The sequence below is a fragment of the Mumia sp. Pv4-285 genome (genome assembly GCF_041320275.1).
In the GTDB taxonomy this organism is placed as follows: Bacteria; Actinomycetota; Actinomycetes; order Propionibacteriales; family Nocardioidaceae; genus Mumia; species Mumia qirimensis.
In genome coordinates, this window is the sequence record NZ_CP162023.1 from 281,513 (window position 1) to 303,754 (window position 22,242).

20 protein-coding genes, 1 tRNA gene, 1 other RNA gene and 1 pseudogene are annotated in these 22,242 nt (G+C 71.4%); 15 read left to right on the forward strand and 8 right to left on the reverse strand.

Annotation, left to right across the window (positions count from 1 at the left end; all coding sequences use genetic code 11):
- Positions 1-27: 27 nt before the first annotated feature.
- A complete protein-coding gene (locus AB3M34_RS01270) occupies positions 28-555 on the reverse strand; it encodes a LytR C-terminal domain-containing protein (protein WP_370617269.1) in 528 nt (175 codons plus the stop codon).
- 2 nt (positions 556-557) lie between these two features.
- The gene (locus AB3M34_RS01275; RefSeq protein WP_370617270.1) at positions 558-854 is read right to left on the reverse strand and encodes a type II toxin-antitoxin system VapB family antitoxin; all 297 of its coding nucleotides are present in this window, start codon (positions 852-854) and stop codon (positions 558-560) included.
- A gap of 172 nt (positions 855-1,026) precedes the next feature.
- Here AB3M34_RS01275 and AB3M34_RS01280 point away from each other — a divergent pair, with 172 nt between their 5' ends.
- Positions 1,027-3,144, forward strand: a complete 2,118-nt coding sequence (locus tag AB3M34_RS01280) for a DUF6351 family protein (RefSeq protein WP_370617271.1) — start codon at positions 1,027-1,029, stop codon at positions 3,142-3,144.
- Positions 3,145-3,204: 60 nt separating this feature from the next.
- On the opposite strand, the gene AB3M34_RS01285 is transcribed toward AB3M34_RS01280, so the two are convergent.
- A tRNA-Ser gene (locus AB3M34_RS01285) sits at positions 3,205-3,292 on the reverse strand.
- Between the two features lie 94 nt (positions 3,293-3,386).
- Here AB3M34_RS01285 and ffs point away from each other — a divergent pair.
- The 7 genes and pseudogenes from ffs to AB3M34_RS22165 all read left to right on the forward strand — a co-directional run bounded on the left by ffs (position 3,387) and on the right by AB3M34_RS22165 (position 11,631).
- Positions 3,387-3,483, forward strand: an RNA gene (ffs, locus tag AB3M34_RS01290) — signal recognition particle sRNA small type.
- Between the two features lie 67 nt (positions 3,484-3,550).
- Complete coding sequence (locus tag AB3M34_RS01295; RefSeq protein WP_370617272.1) at positions 3,551-4,141, forward strand: carboxymuconolactone decarboxylase family protein; 591 nt, start codon at positions 3,551-3,553, stop codon at positions 4,139-4,141.
- A 318-nt stretch (positions 4,142-4,459) separates the two neighbouring features.
- A complete protein-coding gene (locus tag AB3M34_RS01300; protein ID WP_407070171.1) occupies positions 4,460-6,487 on the forward strand; it encodes a DNA polymerase III subunit gamma and tau in 2,028 nt (675 codons plus the stop codon).
- A 121-nt stretch (positions 6,488-6,608) separates the two neighbouring features.
- Positions 6,609-7,802, forward strand: coding sequence for a hypothetical protein (locus AB3M34_RS01305; protein WP_370617273.1), 1,194 nt, complete (start codon positions 6,609-6,611; stop codon positions 7,800-7,802).
- 164 nt (positions 7,803-7,966) lie between these two features.
- Positions 7,967-8,971, forward strand: coding sequence for an alpha/beta hydrolase (locus AB3M34_RS01310; protein ID WP_370617274.1), 1,005 nt, complete (start codon positions 7,967-7,969; stop codon positions 8,969-8,971).
- A pseudogene (locus AB3M34_RS01315) lies at positions 8,968-10,932 on the forward strand (chorismate-binding protein); the annotation flags it as partial. The gene AB3M34_RS01310 and the pseudogene AB3M34_RS01315, both read left to right, overlap by 4 nt.
- A 99-nt stretch (positions 10,933-11,031) precedes the next feature.
- Positions 11,032-11,631: an anthranilate synthase component II gene (locus AB3M34_RS22165; RefSeq protein WP_407070174.1), complete on the forward strand. Its 600-nt coding sequence runs from the start codon at positions 11,032-11,034 to the stop codon at positions 11,629-11,631.
- Positions 11,632-11,638: 7 nt separating this feature from the next.
- On the opposite strand, the gene AB3M34_RS01320 is transcribed toward AB3M34_RS22165, so the two are convergent.
- From AB3M34_RS01320 to AB3M34_RS01340, 5 genes are read right to left on the reverse strand one after another with little or no spacing between them, the layout of a single operon-like run.
- On the reverse strand, positions 11,639-12,142 hold the full coding sequence (locus tag AB3M34_RS01320; RefSeq protein WP_370617276.1) for a DedA family protein: 504 nt from the start codon (positions 12,140-12,142) through the stop codon (positions 11,639-11,641).
- Positions 12,143-12,185: 43 nt separating this feature from the next.
- The gene (locus tag AB3M34_RS01325) at positions 12,186-13,553 is read right to left on the reverse strand and encodes a hypothetical protein (RefSeq protein ID WP_370617277.1); all 1,368 of its coding nucleotides are present in this window, start codon (positions 13,551-13,553) and stop codon (positions 12,186-12,188) included.
- On the reverse strand, positions 13,550-13,906 hold the full coding sequence (locus tag AB3M34_RS01330) for a hypothetical protein (protein ID WP_370617278.1): 357 nt from the start codon (positions 13,904-13,906) through the stop codon (positions 13,550-13,552). Before AB3M34_RS01330 ends, AB3M34_RS01325 begins: the two co-directional genes overlap by 4 nt.
- Positions 13,903-14,082: a hypothetical protein gene (locus AB3M34_RS01335; protein ID WP_370617279.1), complete on the reverse strand. Its 180-nt coding sequence runs from the start codon at positions 14,080-14,082 to the stop codon at positions 13,903-13,905. The genes AB3M34_RS01330 and AB3M34_RS01335 overlap by 4 nt, the downstream gene beginning before the upstream one ends.
- 2 nt (positions 14,083-14,084) lie before the next feature.
- Positions 14,085-15,920 (reverse strand): hypothetical protein, encoded by a 1,836-nt coding sequence (locus AB3M34_RS01340; RefSeq protein ID WP_370617280.1) that lies wholly within the window; start codon positions 15,918-15,920, stop codon positions 14,085-14,087.
- A 124-nt stretch (positions 15,921-16,044) separates the two neighbouring features.
- Here AB3M34_RS01340 and AB3M34_RS01345 point away from each other — a divergent pair, with 124 nt between their 5' ends.
- The 7 genes from AB3M34_RS01345 (at position 16,045) to AB3M34_RS01375 (ending at position 22,238) form a co-directional block, all read left to right on the forward strand.
- Complete coding sequence (locus tag AB3M34_RS01345; RefSeq protein WP_370617281.1) at positions 16,045-17,208, forward strand: sensor histidine kinase; 1,164 nt, start codon at positions 16,045-16,047, stop codon at positions 17,206-17,208.
- Positions 17,205-17,855 carry a response regulator gene (locus tag AB3M34_RS01350; protein ID WP_370617282.1) on the forward strand — a complete coding sequence of 217 codons (651 nt, stop codon included), beginning with the start codon at positions 17,205-17,207 and terminating at the stop codon, positions 17,853-17,855. Before AB3M34_RS01345 ends, AB3M34_RS01350 begins: the two co-directional genes overlap by 4 nt.
- Before the next feature lie 139 nt (positions 17,856-17,994).
- Positions 17,995-20,130 (forward strand): MMPL family transporter, encoded by a 2,136-nt coding sequence (locus AB3M34_RS01355; protein WP_370617283.1) that lies wholly within the window; start codon positions 17,995-17,997, stop codon positions 20,128-20,130.
- Positions 20,130-20,576 carry a hypothetical protein gene (locus tag AB3M34_RS01360; RefSeq protein ID WP_370617284.1) on the forward strand — a complete coding sequence of 149 codons (447 nt, stop codon included), beginning with the start codon at positions 20,130-20,132 and terminating at the stop codon, positions 20,574-20,576. Before AB3M34_RS01355 ends, AB3M34_RS01360 begins: the two co-directional genes overlap by 1 nt.
- A 104-nt stretch (positions 20,577-20,680) precedes the next feature.
- Positions 20,681-21,025: a YbaB/EbfC family nucleoid-associated protein gene (locus AB3M34_RS01365; RefSeq protein WP_370619920.1), complete on the forward strand. Its 345-nt coding sequence runs from the start codon at positions 20,681-20,683 to the stop codon at positions 21,023-21,025.
- Positions 21,026-21,028: 3 nt separating this feature from the next.
- The gene (recR, locus tag AB3M34_RS01370; protein WP_370617285.1) at positions 21,029-21,625 is read left to right on the forward strand and encodes a recombination mediator RecR; all 597 of its coding nucleotides are present in this window, start codon (positions 21,029-21,031) and stop codon (positions 21,623-21,625) included.
- 43 nt (positions 21,626-21,668) lie between these two features.
- Positions 21,669-22,238, forward strand: a complete 570-nt coding sequence (locus AB3M34_RS01375) for a DUF5063 domain-containing protein (protein ID WP_370617286.1) — start codon at positions 21,669-21,671, stop codon at positions 22,236-22,238.
- Positions 22,239-22,242: the final 4 nt, after the last annotated feature.

The following is a 22,242-nucleotide window of genomic DNA, read 5'->3' on the forward strand; positions in this document are numbered from 1 at the left end:
CGCGGCCGGTCGTACGGGTGGGGCGGCTCAGACGGCCGGCGCGACCGGAGCGCACATGGTGAAGCGGGTCTTCGCCTTGACGGCCGGGACCGGGGTCTTCTTCATGCCCTTGAAGCCGCTGCCGATGTAGACGGCGACGCTCGCCTCGTCCTCGGGCGTGCCCTTCGTGTACTGGACCTTGCCCTTGAACTGCGCGCCGACGAGCCGTGCGTCCGCACGCTTGGGGTCGCGAGCGACGACGCGGACGTTGGCGATCCGGGTGTCGGCCGGGGCGTTGCCGACCGTGCCGCGGATGAAGCCGATGCCCTCGAGGTTGATCATCGTCCGGTTGGCCATGCCGGAGCGCCCGCCGGCGTTGAGGACGTTCACGCTCACCTGGTTCGTCGCGAGCTGCTCGCCCGGCTCGAGGGTGCGGTTGCGGCACGAGCTGACCGCGTCGGCGTCCGGAAGCTCGGGCGCGTCGGCGAACAGGAGCCGGACGCCGTAGTACGTCCCGCCGATGAGGACGGCAGTCAGCACCGACAGCGTGAGGAAGGTGCGCAAGCCCCGGTTCATGGTCACCTGTCCATCGGGTAGATACGTGCGTGCATGACCTGGCGCTGCTGGAGCGCTGCACGGAGCGCGCGGTGGAGCCCGTCCTCGAGGTAGAGGACGTTCTGCCACTCGACGACGTGCGGGAACAGGTCGCCGAAGAACGTCGAGTCCTCGTCGAGGAGGCTCGCGAGGTCGAGCTGCCGCTTCACCGTGACGAGGGTGTCCAGGCGGACCTGCTGCGGAGGCAGCTTGGCCCACTGGCTCTGGGTCAGGCCGTGCTCAGGGTACGGCCGGCCCTCGCCCACTCCTCGAAAGATCACCACTGCAGTGTAGACAGGCGTCCGAGGCGCTCCTGACGGCGCGCGATCGTACGGGTCGAACTGTGACCTGAAACGCTGGACGTGTCCTGGGTCACACACTAGCGTCGTCCCGCGGGACCACCTGCGCCCGCCCGGCGATGCCGGTGCACTCGATGGCGAGAGGTGTGTGCTCATGCGTGTGAAGCGTGCGTGGGGAGTCGGCCCGGCAGCGGGCGTGATGGTCTCGGGGCTGCTGGTCGCGGGGTTGGCGACCGTTCCGGCGAACGGCGCCGTCCCGGCCGGTGGAGACCGCGGCCATGGCGGCCCGCTCACCGTCGAGACTGTCTCGAACCCGCGGCCCAGCCTGGTCAGCGGCGGAGACGTCCTGGTCCGCGTGAAGGGGGCCGGTGACGGGCGCGTGACGCTCCTCGTCAACGGCCGCCGTACGGATGCGTCCCTGGTCGAGCAGCCTGACGGGAGCCGCCTCGGCCTCGTCGACGGTCTGCGCAACGGCATCAACATCGTCTCCGCCCACTCCGGGTGGCGCCTCGGTGCTCGCGTGGTCAACAACCACCGCATCCAGGGGCCGGTGCTCTCCGGGCCGCAGCAGACACCGTTCTACTGCGAGACCGAGGCGTTCGGGCTGGGTGCGTCGACGCAGCCGGACTGCGACGCGGCCACGAAGGTCACCTACCAGTACCGAGCAGGCAACGCCTTCAAGGCGCTCGCCGACCCGAGCCAGGTCCCGGCCGACGCGTCCACGGTGACGGTCGGCGGGCGGACGTTCCCGTACGTCGTCCGTCTCGAGACCGGCACGATCGACCGCGCCGTCTACCAGGTCGCTGGGCTCTACGACGGCACCGACCCGTCGCCGACGGCGCCGGAGGCCACCTGGAACGACCGCCTCGTCTACACGTTCGGCGGCGGCTGCAACGGCGGCTACCACCAGGGCGCGAGCACCGGCGGCGTGCTCGACGACTCCATGCTCTCCAAGGGGTACGTCGTCGCCTCGTCGTCGCTCAACGTGCTCGACAACAACTGCAGCCCGATCATCTCCGCCGAGGCGGCGATGATGGTCAAGGAGCACGTCGTCGAGACGTACGGCGAGCCGCTGCACACCATCGGGTGGGGCGGCTCCGGCGGTGCGATCCAGCAGTACACGATCGCCGAGACGTACCCCGGCATCGTCGACGGCATCATCCCGAGCATCGGCTTCCCCGACGTCGCCACGACCAACGGCCCCAACGCCGACTGCCGGCTGCTCCAGCGGTTCTACGCGGGGGACGGGGCGTCGTGGACGGCCGAGCAGAAGCGCGCGGTCACCGGGTTCCTCAACCTCAGCAGCTGCCTGTCGTGGGACGTCGCCTTCGCGAACCGGATCACCGCCACCGACTCCTGCCCGGCAGTCATCCCCGTCGAGGTGCGCTGGAACGCCGCGACCAACCCCGACGGAGTGCGCTGCGCCGCGATGGAGCAGTTCGTCAACCAGGTCGGGCGTGACTCGGAGACCGGCTTCGTCCGTAGCCCGCTCGACAACATCGGGCAGCAGTACGGCCTCGCCGCGCTGTCGTCCGGTGCGATCGGCGCGGAGCAGTTCGTCACGCTCAACGAGAAGATCGGCGGGTACGACCCGGCTGGCGCCGTCGTGCCTGAGCGGAGCCGCGCGGATCTCAAGGCCGTGCGCGGGTCGTACCGGTACGGGATCCTCAACTCCGCATCGCGAGGCCTCGCGGAGACCCCGATCATCGACCTCCGGACGTACGCGGACGTGGCCGGCGTCCCCGCGAACTTCCACACCGCGGAGTGGTCGTTCGTGATGCGCGAACGACTGCGCAAGGCCAACGGTGACGCCGACAACCAGGTGATCGTCGCGCACCTGCCGCTGCCGGCGCTCACGGCCGCGGCGTACGCCCACGCGCTGTCGTCGATGGACGCGTGGCTGACCGCGATCGGTGAGGACTCCGCTCGCGGGTCGAAGGCGGCGAAGGTGGTGCGGAACAAGCCGGCGGCGCTCACCGACGGGTGCTACCTGCCGACTGGCCAGCTCGTCGGCACGGACTGGGCAGCGGGTGGCGACGCGTGCGCGTCGATCTACAAGATCGGCTCGAACCCGCGCCAGGTGGCCGGTCAGTCGAAGGCGCAGGACGTTCTGGCCTGCGCGCTGAAGCCGATCCGCTGGTCGGACTACGGGGTGACGTTCAGCGCCGACCAGAAGGCGCGGCTGAAGGCGGCGTTCCCGGACGGCGTGTGCGACTACACCAAGAAGTCGCGCGGCTGGGTGCCTCCAGCGAGCACCTGGCAGCGGTTCTGACCGACTGAGCACGACAGCCGAAGGCCCGGACCGCATGAGCGGTCCGGGCCTTCGGGCGTGTGGCGGAGGATAGGGGATTCGAACCCCTGAGGGCGTTAACCCAACACGCTTTCCAAGCGTGCGCACTAGGCCACTATGCGAATCCTCCGCGAGCAGGGTACCCGTTCGGGCTCCGCCGTCTGAAATCCGGGGTACGGGTCCGGCCCCGGCGTCGAGCGGTTGCCCGGACTGCGTAGGATGGTTCCAGTCCCTCGCGCGGCGGTATCTCGCCCAACTCCCCCAGGGCCGGAAGGCAGCAAGGGTAAGTGAGCTCTATCGGGTGCGCGAGGGACCTTTTCATGTCCTGACGCCGCCCGGACCTGTGCACAACCACGCGCGTGGTCGTCAGCGGGAGCATCCTGGCTGGATGTTCCTCGCCGAGCCACCGCACGACGACCGGGTCCGCGCGCTCTACGACGACGATCGTGGGAGCGACGGCTACGTCAACAACCTGACGCGCCTGTGGGCGTGGCGCCCCGACGTCGAGGCCGCCGCCAGGGCCGCACGCGCAGCCGTGGCCGACGACAGCGCCTTGACCGACGAGGACCGTGCCGCCCTCGTCGTGGCAGCCGCGACTGCTCGACAGGACTCGTACTGCGCCCTGGCGTGGGGTCGCCGGCTCGCGGAGCTCACCGACCCGGCCACGGCCGCCAGCGTGCTTCGGGGAGACACCGACGCCGTGGATCCGCGGATCGCCGCGCTGTCGGCCTGGGCGACCCAGGTGGTCCGCGACCCGAACGCGACGACACCCGACGACGTCGACCGGCTGCGGGAGGTCGGGCTGGGTGACCGCGAGATCTTCGAGGCGACGGCGTTCGTGGCGCTGCGCCTCGCCTTCTCGACGGTCAACGACGCGCTCGGCGCGGAGCCTGACCGGCAGCTCGTCGACCGGGCGCCGGCCGAGGTTGCTGGGGCGGTGACGTTCGGGCGTACGCCTCCGGAGGCGCCGTCGGCCTGATCGCGGACTGTCCCATGGCTTGTCATCCTGTGGGCAAGCTGTGGATGAACTCGCCCGATCTGTGGATGGTTCTCCACTGCCTGTGTATGACCCTCTGGATAGTCGGAAAAGTCCGGCGAGACCCTTGCACGCCGTCTTGCCAACAGGTAGGACAGAGCAGGTGCGCCTCGGGCGCCATGCGATGAAGCAAACCCCCGGAAGGCCCCGCGACGCCGATGTGTCGTGGGGCCTTGCGCATCGCAGGGGTGCCGCGCTCGATGCCCACATCCGCCGCAGGAGGGCCTGCGGGACGTCAGGGACGATCGTTAGGGTTGATGCGTGGACGAACCTATGGCTCTGTACCGGCGCTACCGCCCGGAGACGTTCGCCGAGGTGATCGGCCAGTCGCACGTGACCGATCCGTTGCGGCACGCGCTCGCCAACAACCGCGTGAACCACGCGTACCTCTTCTCCGGCCCCCGCGGGTGCGGCAAGACGACGAGCGCCCGCATCCTTGCGCGCGCCCTCAACTGCGAGAAGGCTCCGATCGCCGATCCGTGCGGCGAGTGCCAGAGCTGCCGCGACCTCGCGCGCGGCGGGCCCGGCAGCATCGACGTCATCGAGATCGACGCCGCGAGCCACGGCGGCGTCGACGATGCCCGAGACCTGCGCGAGCGGGCGTTCTTCGCCCCGGTCAACAGCCGCTACAAGGTCTACATCATCGACGAGGCCCACATGGTCTCGAGCCAGGGCTTCAACGCGCTGCTCAAGCTCGTCGAGGAGCCGCCGCCCCACCTCAAGTTCATCTTCGCGACGACCGAGCCCGAGAAGGTCATCGGCACGATCCGTTCGCGGACCCACCACTACCCCTTCCGGCTCGTCCCACCGAAGACGCTCACCGCGTACCTCGAGGAGCTCGGCCGTACGGAGGGCGTCCCGCTCGAGGCAACCGCCCTGCCGCTGGTGGTGCGGGCCGGCGGTGGTTCGGTGCGTGACACGCTCAGCGTCCTCGACCAGCTGATCGCCGGCGCCGACGACGCGGGCGTGACGTACGACCTCGCCGCCGCGCTGCTCGGCTACACGCCCGACTCGTTGCTCGACGAGGTCATCGACGCCTTTGCGGCCGGCGACGGCGGCGCCGTGTTCGCGGCGGTCGACAAGGTCGTCGAGACCGGGCAGGACCCGCGGCGCTTCGCCGAGGACCTGCTCCAGCGGCTGCGCGACCTCGTGATCGTCGCCAACGTCCCCGACGCGATCGGGATCGGCCTGATCGACATCCCCGGCGACCGTGCCGAGCGGGTCGAGAACCAGGCCTCACGGTTCGGTCGCGCCGACCTGACCCGTGCCGCCGACGTGGTCAGCGCCGGCCTCACCGAGCTGCGCGGCGCGACCGCACCGCGGCTGCTGCTCGAGCTGATCTGTGCTCGCATCCTCCTGCCGGGAGCCGACGCGACCCCGGACGGCATCCAGGCCCGACTCGACCGCATCGAGCGGCGCCTCTCGATGGTGGGCGACGCACCCGCACCGGTCCCGCCGGTCGCGGCGGCTGCCCCCACCGTCCCGTCGGTCGAGGCACCACCCGCTCCGCCGGTCGAGGTGTCTGCCCCTCCGCCGGTCGAGGTGTCTGCCCCTCCGCCGGTCGAGGCGCGAAGCGATCGAGACCAGGTCTCGATGCAGGCTCCGCCAGCGCTCCGCCCGCCCTCGACCAGCGGAGAGGGTGCCCCGGTCGAAGCCTCCGCTCCCACTGGCGTCCCCGGTGTCGCCGACGTCCGGCGGCTGTGGCCCGACATCCTCGACAAGGTCCGCGTGATCCGTCGGTTCACCTGGGTCATGCTCAGCCAGAACGCCCAGGTCCACTCCCTCGAAGGCACCACGCTCACGATCGGTCTCGTCAACGGCGGTGCGCGAGACTCGTTCGCCCGCAGCGGGTCGGACGCGATCCTGGTCCAGGCGCTGACCGACGTGCTCGGTGGGACGTGGCGCGTCGAGGCGGTCGTCGATCCCAGTGCGGGCAGCGCTCCGACGCCGGGCCGGTCCCCGGCTCCCCAGCGGCCCGCTGAGCCCACCCCCCAGCAGCCCCCGCCTGCCGACGGGCCGACCGAAGGTGGCGAGGCGCCGCAGGCTCGTGCTGCCGAGGCGCCCGAGGCGCCTTCTTCCGCCGCGCCGGTGCGCGAGCGGGCGAGCGCGGACGCGATCGCTGCGGCGCGGGCGAGCATCCGCGACGACGCCGGGCGGCCGGAGGCGTACGACCCCGACCATCACGCCCGCGCCGACGACCCGGCGATGGACAACGACGGGCTGAGTCACGAGGAGCTGCTCAGCAGGACCCTCGGCGCGCAGGTCATCAGCGAGATCCCGCACGACTAGGTGGCCGTGGCGGGAGTTCGCCGACTCGTTGCCACGATGTCGTGTTCCCGCCACCTCTCTTCGCTTCGTTGGGTGAGTCCCGCACTCGTCACGAGCCTCGTGACAGCGACGAGAGGAACCCATGCGCACGTCCACCCTGCGAGCCGCCGCGATCGCCGCGACCGCCGCGACGGTCCTGCTCACCACCACGCAAGCCTCGGCGAGCCCCGAGGCGACCTCCCGCCCGGACGCGGGCTCGGTCGCCCACGGCGGCCAGGAGCCGAAGCTGCCCCGCCACATCGACGGCGGTGCGTGGCCGACGAGCCACGTCCAGGGTGCCGCGATCGACCGGCGCCGCGGCATCGTCTACTGGTCGTTCACCCAGATGCTGGTGAAGACCGACCTCGAGGGCAACGTCCTCGGCACCGTCACGGGCCTCACGGGCCACCTCGGTGACCTGGACATCAACCCCAAGGACGGACGCATCTACGGATCGTTGGAGTACAAGGCGGAGAAGGCCTTCTACATCGCCGTCTTCGACGGTGACGCGATCGACCGCGTCGGCATGGACGCCGAGGCCGACGGCGTGATGACGACCGTCTACCTCCCGGAGGTCGTCGAGGACTTCACCGCCGACATGGACGGCAACGGCGTCTTCGACGGTGACGTCGCGGCCACTCCCGACCACCGCTACGGCAGCAGCGGCATCGACGGCGTCGCGTTCGGTCCTGCGGACGGCAAGCGCCACGGCAAGGGCAAGCAGGTCCTGCGGGTCGCGTACGGCGTCTACGCGAACAACGAGCGCATCGACAACGACAACCAGGTCCTGCTCGAGTACGACGTGTCGGGCTGGCGTCGCTACGAGCGCCCGCTCGAACAGTCCGCGCCACACCACAACGGCCCGCGCGAGGTCCGCAACAAGTTCTTCGTCCACACCGGCAACACCAGGTACGGGGTGCAGAACCTCGAGTACGACGAGGCGTCCCGCCACTGGTTCCTCGCCGTCTACCAGGGCACCAAGCCGTCGTTCCCGAACTACTCGCTCTTCGTCGTCGACGGTGACCGCGCGCCGTACGAGCAGGTCGTCCGCGGGCAGGCCGCGCCGGAGCTCGGTGACCACCTGTCGCTGCTGCCGCAGGGCCAGTACGACCCGGTGTCCTCGACGTTCGGCTGGACCTTCGACGCGTCGTACGGGTTGGTCTCGGTCGGGGGCGGCTACTTCTACGGCGCCTCGGGTCGCAGGGTCGTCGAGAACGGCACGGCGTTGCAGACGGGGGCGCTCGACCTGTACCGCTGGACCGGCAAGGCGCCGACGCCGTTCGAGAAGGTGGAGTAGGTCTCGATCGCTTGTCCTGAGGTGCCCAAGCTTGCGAGGGCTGCTCGAAGGGCTTCGCGCCTCGACCAGCAAGCTTGTGGACTGCGGCCCCACGCCGACGCGTCGTTCCGTACGCTGTGGGCGTGGTGGCCGCGGTCCGTCGGCCCGGCGAGAGGAGCACACCGATGAGCAGCTGGCAGGCGGACGTCCTCGGCGACGGCTACGAGCAGCGCCGGATCGACCTCGGCACCGATCCGGACGGTGAGGGCGCGATCGACGCGACCCTCGTACGCCGGGTGCCGCGCGCAGGCGAGCAGACGACGGGTGCCGTCCTCTACGTCCACGGCTTCACCGACTACTTCTTCCAGACCGAGCTCGCGGACTTCTTCGCCGACCGCGGGATGGCGTTCTACGCGCTCGACCTCCGCAAGTGCGGTCGGTCGCTCCAGCCGGGACACACGGCGCACTACGTGTCCGACCTCGCGATGTACGACGCCGAGCTCGAGCAGGCGTTGGCGATCGTCCGTGAGGAGACGGGCTCCGACGTGCTGCTGGCCGCTCACTCGACGGGCGGCCTCATCCTCCCGCTGTGGCTGGACCGACGTCGTCGGTCGAGCGGCGTCCGCGGTGACGGCGTGTCCGGGCTCGTGCTCAACAGCCCCTGGTTCGACCTGCAGGGACCCGCTCTCGGGCGTTCGATCGGCACTGAGCTCATCAAGGTCGTCGGTCGGCTCAAGCCCACCGGTGTCATCAAGCTTCCGCCGGGAGACTCGTACGGCCAGAGCCTCGCGCAGACCGGAGAGTGGGACTACGACGTGGCGTGGAAGCCGCTCGCCGGGTTCCCGGTGACGTACGGGTGGATGCGCGCGATCCGCGTCGGCCACGCGAGGCTGCACCGCGGGCTCGACATCGGCGTGCCGGCGCTGGTGCTGCGCTCGACCCGCACGCACTTCGCTCCGGAGTACTCCGAGAAGACCGACACCGCCGACGCCGTGCTCGACGTCCGCCAGATCGCCCGGTGGTGCGGCTGCCTCGGCAACGACACCCGGGTCGTGCCGATCCCGGACGCACGCCACGACGTGTTCCTCTCGCTCGCCGAGCCGCGACGCCGTGCGTACGAGGCGGTGGACGCGTGGCTGAGGCACGACGCCGCGCTGCTGACGGCGGTCCCGGAGCCCGCTGCGGAATGAGCCCGCCGACCGACCGGCGACTGGTCGGTCCGCGTGACCTCGCCTCGCTGCTGCGGCGGCTCCGCGGACGCACACGACTGGTCGCGCTGGTCGGGGACTGGGACGACGGTCGAGCACTGGTCGCGTACGACCCCGCACGCACGCTCGGCGACGACGAGGACCCGTTCGACCTGGGGACCGGGCCTGCGGGCGCGACGGACGCCGGCACGTGGATCGGCTGGTGGGGCTACCAGCTCGGCAGTCGGCTCGAGGACGTCGGTCCGGTGCCGCCGCGGCCGGATCCGCTGCCCGACGCCGACCTCGCGTTGTACGAGACGGTGCTCCGCCGCGTCGACGGTGAGTGGTGGTTCGAGTCGGTGGCCGCACCCGACGAGACGGAGGCACGGTGGCGCGTGCTGACCGACCTGCTCGACGGCGACGATCCCGGGCCGCGGGCGTACGCGCTGGAGCCGTTCGTCCCGGTCCCCGATCTCGACGTCCACCGCGAGGCCGTGCGCCGCGCCGTCGCCCACATCCATGCCGGCGACATCTTCCAGGCGAACGTCTGCCTGCGGCTCGAGTCCCGGATCCAGGGTGCCGACGCGTCGGGGGCCGGGCTCGAGATGTTCTTGGCCGGGGTCGCCGCGCTCGCCCCGGCGTACGCGGCTTACGTCGACGGCCGGGAAGGCACGATCGTCAGCCTGTCGCCGGAGTGCTACCTGCGGCGGACCGGCTCGCGCGTGGTGTCGTCACCGATCAAGGGCACCGCGCCGGCCGAGACCGATCCGGCCGACCTTGCAGCCTCGGTGAAGAACCGCGCCGAGAACGTGATGATCGTCGACCTCGTGCGCAACGACCTCGGGAGGGTCGCCGAGACGGGAAGCGTGCGCGTGACCGCGACGGCCGCGCCGAAGCGGCACACAGGGGTCTGGCACCTCGTGTCCGACGTCGAGGCGACGCTGCTGCCCGGTGCGACGGACGCCGACCTGCTGCGGGCGTCGTTCCCGCCTGGCTCGGTCACCGGCGCGCCGAAGGTGCGGGCGATGCGGGTGATCGGTGAGCTGGAGGCGACCGGGCGGGAGGTGTACACGGGGGCGATCGGGTACGCCGGGCCGCGTGGTCTCGAGGCGAGCGTGGTGATCCGGACGTTCGAGATCCGGGGTGATCGCGTCTGGCTCGGGGTGGGCGGCGGCGTCGTGGCGGACTCCGACCCCGACGACGAGCTGCGGGAGTGCTTCACGAAGGCGGAGCCGCTGCTGCGAGCAGTGGGGGGCCAGTGGTCTCGATCGCTTCGCGCCTCGACCAGCGAGGGGAGCCGTGCCGCGACCAGCGAGAGGAGCCGCGCCTCGACCAGCAGGGCGCTGAGACCTGATCCCGCCGCCGGAGTCTTCGACACGCTTCTCGTCCGCGACCACGTCGCCGTCGATCTCGAGGGGCACGTCGGTCGTTTCACCGAGGCGGTCGCGGCGACGTACGGGGTATCGCTCGACGCCGCGATGCTGACCGACGACCTCGACGCGAGAGCCGCCTCGCTCGCGGGTGACCACCGGCTGCGTACGACCTTCGAACCCGCCACCGGCGCCGTCACCGTGCGGGCGACGCCGGCCGGCTCCATCCCGAGGGCGCCGTGGGTCCTGCGCCCGGTCGCGGTCCCGGGGGGCCTCGGCGACGTCAAGTGGAACGACCGCACGCCGCTGGCCACGCTTCCCGGCGCACCGTGGGACGACACGCACGACCCGCTGCTCGTCGACGACGACGGCACCGTCCTGGAGACGGGGCGCGGCAACGTGTTCGCGGTCTTCGACGACGGGGTCCACACCCCCGCGCTCGACGGTCGCATCCTTCCGGGTGTCACCCGCGAGGTCGTCCTCGGGCGACTGCGGTCCCTCGAGGTGCCGGTGTTCGAGCGCAGGCTCACCATCGCCGAGCTCGCGGGCGCCAACGAGCTCTTCGTGACCAACGCGATCGGCCGCGTGCGCCCGGTCGCGGAGGTCGAGGGGGTCGTACGGCGCGAGCCCGGTCCCACGACAGCCTGGATCATCGACGTTGCGTATCGACGTTCCGACGACCTGGTGGGCGCGATGTCGATACGCAACGTCGGTGCTCGCGTCCTGCTGATCGACAACTACGACTCGTTCGTGCACAACCTCGCGCAGTACGTCCGCGAGCTCGGCGCCACGGCCACGGTGGTCCGCAACGACGCCGTCACCGTCGACGACCTCCTCGCGCAGCGCCGGACCGGTGCCTTCACGCACCTCGTCATCTCGCCCGGACCCGGCGCGCCCTCGGAGGCAGGTGTCAGCGTCGAAGCCGTGCGGGCGCTCGGCGCGACGACCCCGATCCTCGGTGTGTGCCTGGGGCACCAGGCGATCGGCGAGGCGTACGGGGCCGCGGTCGTGCGCGCCCCGCGACCGGTGCACGGCGTGCCGTCGCTCGTGCACCACGACGGCGCCGGGGTCTACGCGGGGATCGTCGGCCCGCTGGTCGCCGCGCGCTACCACTCCCTGATCGTGCAGGACCTCCCCGCCGCCCTGGTCGCGACCGCCTGGAACGGTGAGGGGGTCCTGATGGGGATCCGGCACCGAGAGCACCCCGTCGAGGGCGTCCAGATCCACCCCGAGTCGATCCTGACGCCCCGCGGCCACGACCTGCTGCGTGCGTTCCTGAGCCGACGGGCCTGACGCCCGGCTAAGGCGCGGACGACCGCGTGCGCGCGCGGCGGCGTACGACGGCCACGCCGGCGGCGACCAGCACGATCGCGGCTGCGGCGGCCACGAGCCCCCACCCCGTCGTGAGGCCGGCGCCGACCGCCGCGTAGAACGCCGTCATCCCCACCGTGGTCCAGACGAGCGCCCACGCCGCGCACCCGGGAAGCATCGCGAGCAGGTAGCGGAGGAACGGCATCCGGATCACGCCCGCGCCGGCGTTCACCACCGTCTGGAGGCCGACCGTCAGGAACGAGATCGGCACCGCGACCACACCCCAGCGCCGGAGCAGGTCGATGCCGCGACGGGTCGAGTCGCCCGAGAGCCACGCGTGGACCCGTGCTCGCCAACCCGACTGCGGGTGGGTGTGCGAGAGGACCTGGCTGGTGACGACGCGTGCGATCCAGTACGTCGCCTGGGCCCGCAGGAAGACGACGACGAAGAAGAACAGCCACACCTCGAAGGCCGGTCCGTCGGGTCGCTCCACAGCAGAAGCCTAGGTCGCCGCTCGTACGACCCGGGGGCCGCGGTCACCCGGCGAACAGCAGGAACAGACCGAGGAACGTGTAGCCGACCATCACGAGCATCAGGGCAAGCTGTCCGGTGAGGTGGTGCGCGCGCGGCAGGAGCCGGATGCAGCGGTCGTGGGCGGCGATCACCCCGAGGACGTGCCCGGTGAGCACGAGCCCCACCTTGAGGACGGCGAGGAGGTGCGGGTGCTCGGAGAGCCAGTACGACGGCGCGAGGCCGCCGATCCCTAGCGGGTCCCAGCCACGGTCGAGCGGGTCGGCGAGCGCGATGAGGGTGCGCTGACCCTTCTCCACGAGGTACGAGAGGTAGTGCGCGCCGACGTACCCGACGACGATCGGGACGAGCGAGTGCGCCAGCTCCGCCGGCATCGACCGCCGCTGGACCGAGGTCAGACCGCCGGTCGCCCGCGCGGCCAGGACGAACACGAGGGCGACGAGCGCGATCGCGGCCAGGAGTCCGAGCGCCCTGTACGCGACGGCGAGCGCCGGCGACCCGGCGTACCAGGTCTGCACCTGCGTCAACCACCACGACGTCCCGGTGGCGGAGTCGAACGCGGTCGAGCCGAGCAGGACGGCGACGACGGCGACGATCCCGCGGTCGATGGGGAGCCCGGCAAGGTTCGACAGCGGGTTGCGTACGACGACGCGGCGGTCCGCGGGCGAGTGGCCGGTCGGGTCGCGCCGCCCGAACGGCGAGAGTGCTGCGACGAGAGCGGCGTAGACGTCGAACGGGTCGGCGCGTTCGAACCACCGGCGCCCGAAGGCCAGCCCGCCGAGGACGCCGACGGCGAGGTAGCCGACGAGCCAGACCCGGATCGTCGTCAACGACCCGGGCTCGGGGGACGCGAGCTCGGTCCACACGAACGCCAGCAGCCCCAGCGCAGCCGGCCAGTAGCCGAGTGCGGCGGGATAGGTCCACAGACCCGTCGCCGGGTCGCGACGGAGCATGCGGCTGACCGCGTGATGAAGCGCGCGCGTGGGCGAGACGTACGACCAGACATGGCCGAGGGCCAGCGACATCGGAACGATGCCGACCCACAGCAGCACGTAGAAGGCGCCGGGTGCTCCGTTGGTGGGACCTGGCTCACCGCCGAACGCCGCGAGCGCGACCCAGCCGGTGAAGGCGACGCCGAGGGCTGCCAGCAGGGCGCGGGTGGCTGCGCTGTCGACCGTACGGGTCACCCGCGGCGGCAGCGCGCGACCGGGAGACCTCGGGTCGAGCCTCGGACGCCGCCACGCGAGTGCGAGGACCGCGAACGACACCGTCAGCGCCCAGGCGGCGCCGAGCATCGCGTACTCCAGCGGGACCGGGAGGTCAGTCGACCCGCCGACGCCGTGGGCGAGGACCGTGTCGGAGTCGACGATCACGGGCGTACGTCGATGGTGGCGATCGTCCCTCCGACGTGGTGGGACTCCAGCGAGACGCTCCCGGGGACGTCCACCGTGAACTGGAACTGGTGCGTCCCGGGCGTGACGGCGAACGTCTTCTCAGGCTCGGCGTGGAGGTGGAGCTCGTCGTCGGTGTCGGACGTGACGTCGACGACGACCGGCTGGCCGGTCGACGCGTCGTACTCGAGCCCGAGCGGAGTGATCGTGCCGTCGGCGATCGTCACCGTGATGGAGATCGGTGTGCTCGCGTCGACCACGGGGTCCTCCGCGCACCCCGCCAGCACGAGCATGCCGGCGACGGCGAGGACGGACAGCGTACGGCGCGGGATCATCGGTCGTCCTCCTGGACGGGCGTGGTGGGCGCGGCAGCGGCGAGCTCGCGTGCCTCGGCGACGCGGTCGCGCCGGGCGACGACGAGCACGACGACCGTGATCGCGATCGCGGGGACGAAGGCCGGGATGGCGAGCAGCAGCGGGTGGTGTGCGAGCAGGACGGTGTCAGGGGGCATGGTCAGACGCGTGCGGGTGGGCGTTCGTCGGTGGACCGGACGGCGCTCGTCGGGCGCGGAGTGGCGCGAGCGACTCGGGCGGCGCCCCAGGCCAGGGCCCAGAGCAGGAGGAGCGAGCAGATCGCGACCACCGTGCAGGACACGTTCCACAGCCACGCGGGGTGGTCGGCGTTCTTCTCGCGCTGGAGGATCGAGGTCTCGGGCACGAACGCCCGGGTGAAGCTCTCGGGCGCGGCCAGCTCCTCCGCACCGATCGCCTCGTCGGCAGGCATCCAGATCGGGACCGCGGCGAGGGTCCGGTCATCGGACACGCGGACCAGCGTCTTCCAGGTGCCGTGGACCGGGATCGGCCTCGTGGTCTCCCAGACCCCGGGTGAGGTCTCGCGGAGCCGGTCGACGACGACGCCTTCACCTCCGCCCTGCCACGCGGTGATCTGGACCCAGGTGGGGTCGTCGCTCGGGAGGTCGACGGGATCGAACGTGACGCGGGCGTCGACCGTGCGAGCCGCCGGATCAGTGACGACGTCGGTCAGCTCGACCGTCGCGCTCGCGTCGGGGACGGTGGCGTACAGGCCGTTGCCGAGCGACACCGAAAGGACGATGACACCCGCGACGACGATCGTGCGGCACACTGCCCTCCCGGGGATCTCGCCGGACGTCAGCGCCGTGCCGAACAGCGCTCCGACCATGCCCGCGAGGACGCCGACCGGAACCGACATCAGCAGGCCCTCGAACCACATGTCACTCGTCCACGGGAGGACGAATGCTGCCTCCACCCAGAGGCCCTCGAGGGTGAGACCGACCGTCGACAGTGCGAGGCCGGCGGCCGCGCCGAAGAGCAACCGGCGCCGGTAGAGCGGTGCGACGAGGGCCAGCAGCTCGATGACGACGGCGGTGCCGAGATAGGCAGGGAACACGTTGTGTGCCTCGCCGAGGACGGGTCCGACGAGCACTGCCGTCCCGATGCGGATCGCCAGGTAGAAGAGGACGGCCAGCACGGCGCCGAACGCACCGAGCACGACCCGGGCGGCGACGAGCGCGAGACCCGCGGCCGCGGCGATCATCATCGGGTGCAGCGGCATCCGGAACTGCTGGATGCCGAAGTCGTACTCGACCTGGAACACCGACAGACCGACGAGCAGCCCGCCGAACGCGGCGGTCCAGGAGAGGCGTACGCGCAGGTCGCGCAGGGTCGCGGCGGTCGTGCCGCGCGCGAGGTCTCCCTCGCGGAGCAGCACCAGGACGCCGATCAGGGACAGCCCGGCGCCGCCGATGAGCATGATGTGGGTCGGGCCCCACAGCGTCACGTCCTGACCGAAGATGCGGTGCCACACGTCGTCGAGCGGGAAGCCGATCAGGGCGTACAGGCCGGAGCCTGCGACGAGGAGGCCGCCGACCGGGACGTGCCAGGTGCGGGTGATCTTGACGGCGGCCGGTCCGGGAACCTCGTCGAGCGGCAGGACCATCGCGGTCGCGCCGGCGATGAACGTGAGGAAGAGGCCGACGAGGATGAGGTAGTGGGCCGGGTTCGCCAGCGGACCCTCGTCGCGACCCACGCCTGCGTGGAGGCTGACGTCCCAGATGAATCCGAGGAAGGCCGTCAGCAGAGCGACGGCGAGCAGCCCACCCGGCAGTGCCACCCAGCCGGGACGACCGACCGTGGTCTCGGCCCGTTCGGCCAGCCGTCGGAGCCAGGTGATCCGGCGGGTACGGTGCGCCCACGCGACCCAGACGAGGACGGCGAACACGACCGTCGAGGCCGCGCTGACGCCGAGGACCTGGTCCAGCGCAGCGCCGCCCGCAGGACGTGGCTCGACGGCGAGGGGCGTGGAAAGCATGTCCGTCAGCGTGACATTGTCAATGTCACATGTCAACGGTCATATAGCGAGAGTCGCTCGCGGGAGACCCGTCAGTCGCTCCACGGCGACCGCACCGTCGCCCTGTCCGCCCTAGCATCGTGGTGTGAGGACGCCGATCATGACCCCGCGCAGGACGGACGTGCTGCTGTGCGTCGGTGTCGCCGTCGTGCTCGCGGTTGTCGCCACCTCCCACGAGGGGCGCGGGGGCGACGTCAACCCGCTGGCGTACCTGTGGGCTGTCGGGCTCGGCCTGCTCATGCTGATCCGGCGAAGCCACCCGGTGCTGGTGCTCGTGCTCACGACGCTCGGCTTCTTCAGCTACTACGCGGCGGGGTTCCCCGCGATCGGCGTCGCGGTTCCGATCGCGGCGGCGCTCTACTCGGCCGCGGAGATGGGGCACCTGCGTGCGGCCGTCGTCACCGGAGCGCTCACGCTCGGGCTGTCCACGGTGTACCGGGTGGCGGTCGGACAGAACGTGTCCCTGGTGGTCGGGTACGAGTTCGTCACGCACGCGGCGCTCATCGCCGCCGCGATCGCGCTCGGCAGCAGCGTCCGGGCCGGGAGGCGGCTGCGACGGCGCACCGAGCAGGTCTCGCGCCTGCTGACCCGTCAGGGCGAGCTGGACCGGGTGGTGGAGGTGAGAGAGGAACGGATGCGGCTCGCGCGGGAGCTGCACGACTCGATGGGGCACTCGCTGTCGGTCGCCTCGCTCTACTCCGACGTCGCCCGCGAGGCGCACGACGGTCGTGAGCGCGACGACGCGCAGGAGCTCGTACGGTCGTCGATCACGGAGGCCTCGTCACACCTGCGCCGCACGGTCGCGGTGCTGCGTGGCAGTGGACAGTTCGACTCCGACGCCGGACTCGACCAGGTGGAGCGCCTTCGGGTCGCGCCGACCGCCGCGGGGTACGCCGTCGACGTACAGGTGGACCCGGTCGAGGTCGCACCGGAGGTCGGCGCGGCGGCGTTCCGACTCGTCCAGGAGGCGATCACGAACACCCTGCGGCACTCGAACGGTCGCAGCATCAGCGTACGAGTGGGGCTGCGGGAGCCCGGACTTCTCGGCGTCCGCGTCGTCGACGACGGGACGGCAGTCGTACCCCCGCAGATCCGGCCGGGGCACGGCCTGAGCGGAATGCGAGAGCGCGTCGCCGACCTGGGTGGCACGCTCGAGGTCGACGCCGACGCGTGCGGTTGGGTCGTGGAGGCGTCGATCCCGACGATGCCGGTGCCGAGCGGCAACGGCACGTCAGGGGGCACCGCATGATCCGGCTGCTGCTCGTCGACGACCAGGTGCTCCTGCGGCACGGGCTGCGCGCCATCATGCAGAACACCGACGACATCGCGGTCGCCGGTGAGGCGAGCGACGGACGCGAGGCGCTGCGCGTGGCTCGCGAGCTCCGGCCGGACGTCGTCCTCATGGACCTCCAGATGCCCGTCATGTCCGGGACGGAGGCGATCCGGGCGATGCGCGCGGACCCCCTCCTCGTCGAGACGCCCGTGCTCGTGCTGACGACGTTCGACGACGAGGACGACGTCGTGGACGCGATCGCCGCGGGCGCCAACGGCTACCTCCTCAAGGACATCGACGCCGACGAGCTCCGGCGGGCGGTCCGCAACGCTGCGGACGGGCGCGCCCAGATCGCGCCGGGCGTCCTTCGTCAGCTGATGGACCGCGTCGCTCGGCTGCCGACCCGCAAGAGCCGTGAGGAGAAGCTCGCCGGACTCACCGAGCGCGAGGTCGAGGTGCTCACCCACGTGGGTCTCGGCCTCACGAACGACGAGATCGGCAAGGCGCTGTTCCTGAGCCCGGAGACAGCCCGGACGTACGTCAGCCGTCTGCTCTCCAAGCTCGACGCCCGCGACCGCGCGCAGCTGGTCGTTCTCGCCCACCGGGCCGGTCTCGTCGACTGACGCGACCCTGAGCGTCGTACGCCCAGAAGCGATGCGACTGCCGCTCCTGAGGGACTGATCCGCCCTTCCTGCGCTCCTAGCGTGGCCTGTCGTCGACCTGTCGTACGGACAGGCCGGTCGAGGAGAGGAAGGGGACGTCATGGAGAGCCTTGCGCGCGTCTGTCAGAGGGCGCGGTGGTTCGTGGTGGCGGGGTGGATCCTCGTCGTGGTGGCGCTGTCGGCGCTGTCCGGCACGTTCGGGGGTGAGACCAGCGACGACTACGAGCTGCCCGGATCGCAGAGCGCCCGCGCGGTGCAGATCCTGGAGGACGGCGGATTCTCGTCCGACGCCGGGACCCAGGCGCAGCTGGTGGTGCACAGCGACGACGGCCTGGACGACGAGCGTGCGCAGGTGGCGTCGATGGTCGCCGAGATCGAGGACCGCGTCCCGGACGCGAACGTCGTCAATCCCTTCGACCCCGAGGGGGCCCACCAGCTCTCACCCGACCGTACGACCGGGTACGTCACGGTCGGGCTGCCCACCCAGGACGCCGAGGCGACGGCAGAGCTCGCTGACGACCTGTTCGACGTGCGGGCCTCGTTCGCCTCCGACGACCTGACCGTCGAGGTCGGCGGCCTCGGTGCTGAGCAGGAGGGCGAGAGCGGTCCGCCGAGCGAGCTGATCGGCGTGCTCGCCGCGATCGTGATCCTCCTCTTCGCCTTCGGGTCGGTGTTCGCGATGGTGCTGCCGATCCTCGTGGGCGTCGTGGGAGCGGCGAGCGGCGTCGCCCTGGTGGCGCTCGGCGCGCGAGCGGTCGACATGCCGAGCTTCGCCGCTCCGGTCGCGGCGATGATCGCGATCGGCGTCGGCATCGACTACGCGCTCCTCGTGGTCACCCGCTACCGGGAGGCGCTCGCGGGGGGAGCGCATCCTGCCCGTGCGGTGGTGGTCGCGCAGACGACGGCGGGCCGGTCCGTCCTGTTCGCCGGCGTGACGGTGGTGATCGCCTCGCTCGGGCTGGTGCTGATGGACCTCAAGGTCATCACGGGCGTCGCCCTGGGCATCGCGGGTGCCGTGCTCGTCACCATGCTGGCCGCCGTCACGCTGCTGCCCGCGATGCTCGCGATCACCGGCCGGCGGATCGACCGGCTGTCGGTCCACCGACGGCGTACCACCTCCGACGACGGTCAGCTCGCCCGCCGGTGGAGCCGCGTGGTCCAGAGGAGGCCGTGGCCTGCAGCGATCGCGGCGACCGCCGTGCTCGTGCTGCTCACGCTCCCCGTCCTGGACCTGCGGCTCGGCTTCTCCGACGCGGGGACCCGCCCGACCAGCGACACCGGCCGACGGGCGTACGACCTCGTCGCGGAGGGCTTCGGACCGGGCGCCAACGGCCCGCTCGTGGTCGCGGCGGCGCTGGAGGAAGGTGCCGGCCCCGAGGACGTGGACGCGCTCGCCGACGCGCTGGCGGCGACCCCCGGGGTAGCCGCCACGACGCCGCCGGTGCTCTCCCAGTCCGGTGACGTCGCACTCCTCCAGGTGATCCCGACGACGGGGCCTCAGGACGAGGCGACGGCCGACCTCGTGCACCGCATCCGTGACGACGTCGTGCCGGCGAGCTCGGGCGACGCGCTCGAGGTCGCGGTCGGTGGAGCGACGGCGGCCGCGGTGGACTTCGCCGACTACACCGCGGATCGCCTCCCGCTGTTCCTCGCGGTCGTCCTCGGTGCGGCCCTGGTGCTGCTCGTCGCGGTCTTCCGCGGGCTCGCGGTCGCGGTCAAGGCGGTGCTGGTCAACCTCCTCTCGCTCGGCGCGGCGTTCGGTGCGGTGGTGGCCGTGTTCCAGTGGGGATGGGGGGTCGAGCTGCTCGACCTCGGCGCGAGCGCGCCGATCGAGGCGTGGGTACCGATGATGATGATCGCGATCGTCTTCGGTCTGTCGATGGACTACGAGGTGTTCCTCCTGTCGCGCGTCCGGGAGGAGTACGACCGGACGGGCGACAACGCGACCGCTGTGGCCGAGGGACTCGCGCGCACGGCACGGGTGATCTCTGCCGCCGCCGCGATCATGGTGTGCGTCTTCGGGAGCTTCGTGCTCGGGTCCAGCCGCGAGCTGCAGCTCTTCGGGTTCGGGCTCGCGTTCGCGGTCTTCATCGACGCGACCCTGGTGCGTCTCGTGCTCGTGCCGGCGGTGATGGAGCTGCTCGGCGACCGCAACTGGTGGCTGCCCCGCTGGTTGGACCGCGCCCTGCCGCGCCTGACCATCGAGGCGTCCCGTGGTCCGCGAGGTGATCGGTGATGAGCCGCTCACGGCTCGGGCTCCCGGTGTGGGCGATCGTCGCACTGGCCGCTCTCGCGATGCCGAGGGCCGTGGTGCACGACCTCGGGGTCGACGTGGGTGCGTTCGTCAACGCCGTGCTCGCACTCGCCCCGCCGGCGGTCTGGGTGGTGGTCGCGCTGCGTGCCCGCGTCCCGTCACCCGTCACGACGCTCGTGGTCGTCGGCGCGGTGTACGGGATCGGGCTCGGCATCGGCCACAACCTCATGTGGGACTCGTTGTTCGAGGACTCTCCCGGCCTCGGCGGGTCTCTGGACGGCGACCTCACCGAAGGGACGGAGGCGGTCGTCATGCGATCGGTGACCTTCGCGAGCAGTCTCTTCACCGGTGCCGTGGTCGGGCTCGTCGCCGGTCTGGTCGCGGCCGGCCTCCGCCGCCTCGGCCGGTCCGACGGTGCTCGCCGGTAGGCTGGAGGAGCACTCCGCGGTGGCGACGCCGTGGTCGTACGACAGGTGAGGACGTCCCGGTGTTCGGTGATGATTTCGGCGGGCTCGGTCAGCCAGGTGGCGGCATGCCCGACATGTCCGCCCTGCTCGAGCAGGCCCAGAAGATGCAGGAGCAGCTCCTCGCCGCCAAGGAGGAGCTCGGCCGTGCACGCGTGACGGGCCAGGCCGCCAACGGGCTCGTCCAGGCCACGGTGTCCGGCACGGGTGAGCTGATCTCCGTGGAGATCAAGCCCGAGGCAGTCGACCCGGACGACGCCGAGCTCCTCGGCGACATGGTCGTCGCCGCGGTCCGTGACGCCAACGACCAGGCCGAGCAGCTCGCCGCCGACAAGCTCGGTCCGTTCGCCAGCGGCTTCGGCGGTGGCGGCGACGCGCTCGGTGGCGGCGGCGCGGGCGCGCTCGGGTTCTGACGCATGTACGAAGGGGTCGTCCAAGACCTGATCGACGAGCTCGGCCGACTCCCCGGCATCGGCCCGAAGAGCGCCCAGCGGATCGCCTTCTACCTGCTCGACGCCGACCCGGTCGACGTACGCCGCTTCGCGGAGGTGCTCATCGAGGTCAAGGACAAGGTGCGCTTCTGCGACACCTGCGGCAACGTCGCCGAGTCGGAGACGTGCCGCATCTGTGCCGACCCGCGGCGTGACCCGACGGTGCTGTGCGTCGTCGAGGAGTCCAAGGACGTCGTCGCGATCGAGCGCACCCGTGAGTTCCGTGGCCGCTACCACGTCCTCGGTGGCGCCATCTCGCCGATCGACGGCCGTGGTCCGGACGACCTCCGGATCCGTGAGCTCATGCAGCGTCTCTCCGACGGCGCGATCACCGAGATCATCCTCGCGACCGACCCCAACCTCGAGGGCGAGGCGACCGCGACCTATCTCACCCGACTTCTCAAGCCGTTGGGGTTGCGCGTGACGCGCCTGGCCAGTGGACTACCTGTAGGCGGTGACCTCGAGTACGCCGACGAGGTCACCCTCGGTCGCGCGTTCGAAGGCCGGCGTACGGTCGAGTGACGCCGAGCCGACCACGGATGGGCCAACCATGGATGGGAGCAGGGTGAGCGAGACGAAGGACGACGAGCTGGCGGCGGTCGCCAACGGGTTCGCCGAGGACGTCGAAGCCGTCCTCGAGGGCCTGCGCTCACTCGACGGCATCACCGACCCGGACGAGATCGTCGCGGGCCTCCTCGTCGAGCTGAGCCGCGCGCTCACCATCGGCGCACGGATGGCCGCGATGCCCCGGCTCGTTCCGCCCGACCGCTACGAGCCCGACACCGGTCCTGACATCGACCTCGACGACACCCGCGTCGCGCTCGCGACGATCCTCGACGGCTTCGACACGTACGTCGAGGTGTTCGACCCGTACGACGACCCGGCCGCGCCCGCCGCGTACCGGATCTCCGACGACGTGATCTCCCTGACCGCCGCCCTCGCGCACGGCATGCAGCACGCCCGGGCGGGCCGGCCGATCGAGGCGCTGTGGTGGTGGCAGTTCTCGTTCTTCTCGTCGTGGGGAGGCGAGATCACCTCGGCGCTGCGGGCGCTGCAGTCGGTGATCGCGCGCGACCGCATCGTCGGCGCGATCCCTGCGATGTCGCCCGAGGAGCCTCCGCTCGACCCGATCTGACGGT

Bases quoted from the DNA above. Each gene is read 5' to 3' on its own strand.
- AB3M34_RS01340 (WP_370617280.1), bottom strand. From the start codon at position 15,920: ATGCTTTCCACGCCCCTCGCCGTCGAGCCACGTCCTGCGGGCGGCGCT.
- AB3M34_RS01330 (WP_370617278.1), bottom strand. From the start codon at position 13,906: ATGATCCCGCGCCGTACGCTGTCCGTCCTCGCCGTCGCCGGCATGCTC.
- AB3M34_RS01355 (WP_370617283.1), top strand. From the start codon at position 17,995: ATGGAGAGCCTTGCGCGCGTCTGTCAGAGGGCGCGGTGGTTCGTGGTG.
- AB3M34_RS01365 (WP_370619920.1), top strand. From the start codon at position 20,681: ATGCCCGACATGTCCGCCCTGCTCGAGCAGGCCCAGAAGATGCAGGAG.
- recR (WP_370617285.1), top strand. From the start codon at position 21,029: ATGTACGAAGGGGTCGTCCAAGACCTGATCGACGAGCTCGGCCGACTC.
- AB3M34_RS01335 (WP_370617279.1), bottom strand. From the start codon at position 14,082: ATGCCCCCTGACACCGTCCTGCTCGCACACCACCCGCTGCTGCTCGCC.
- AB3M34_RS01310 (WP_370617274.1), top strand. From the start codon at position 7,967: ATGAGCAGCTGGCAGGCGGACGTCCTCGGCGACGGCTACGAGCAGCGC.
- AB3M34_RS01350 (WP_370617282.1), top strand. From the start codon at position 17,205: ATGATCCGGCTGCTGCTCGTCGACGACCAGGTGCTCCTGCGGCACGGG.
- AB3M34_RS01305 (WP_370617273.1), top strand. From the start codon at position 6,609: ATGCGCACGTCCACCCTGCGAGCCGCCGCGATCGCCGCGACCGCCGCG.
- AB3M34_RS01295 (WP_370617272.1), top strand. From the start codon at position 3,551: ATGTTCCTCGCCGAGCCACCGCACGACGACCGGGTCCGCGCGCTCTAC.
- AB3M34_RS22165 (WP_407070174.1), top strand. From the start codon at position 11,032: ATGTCGATACGCAACGTCGGTGCTCGCGTCCTGCTGATCGACAACTAC.
- AB3M34_RS01270 (WP_370617269.1), bottom strand. From the start codon at position 555: ATGAACCGGGGCTTGCGCACCTTCCTCACGCTGTCGGTGCTGACTGCC.
- AB3M34_RS01280 (WP_370617271.1), top strand. From the start codon at position 1,027: ATGCGTGTGAAGCGTGCGTGGGGAGTCGGCCCGGCAGCGGGCGTGATG.
- AB3M34_RS01360 (WP_370617284.1), top strand. From the start codon at position 20,130: ATGAGCCGCTCACGGCTCGGGCTCCCGGTGTGGGCGATCGTCGCACTG.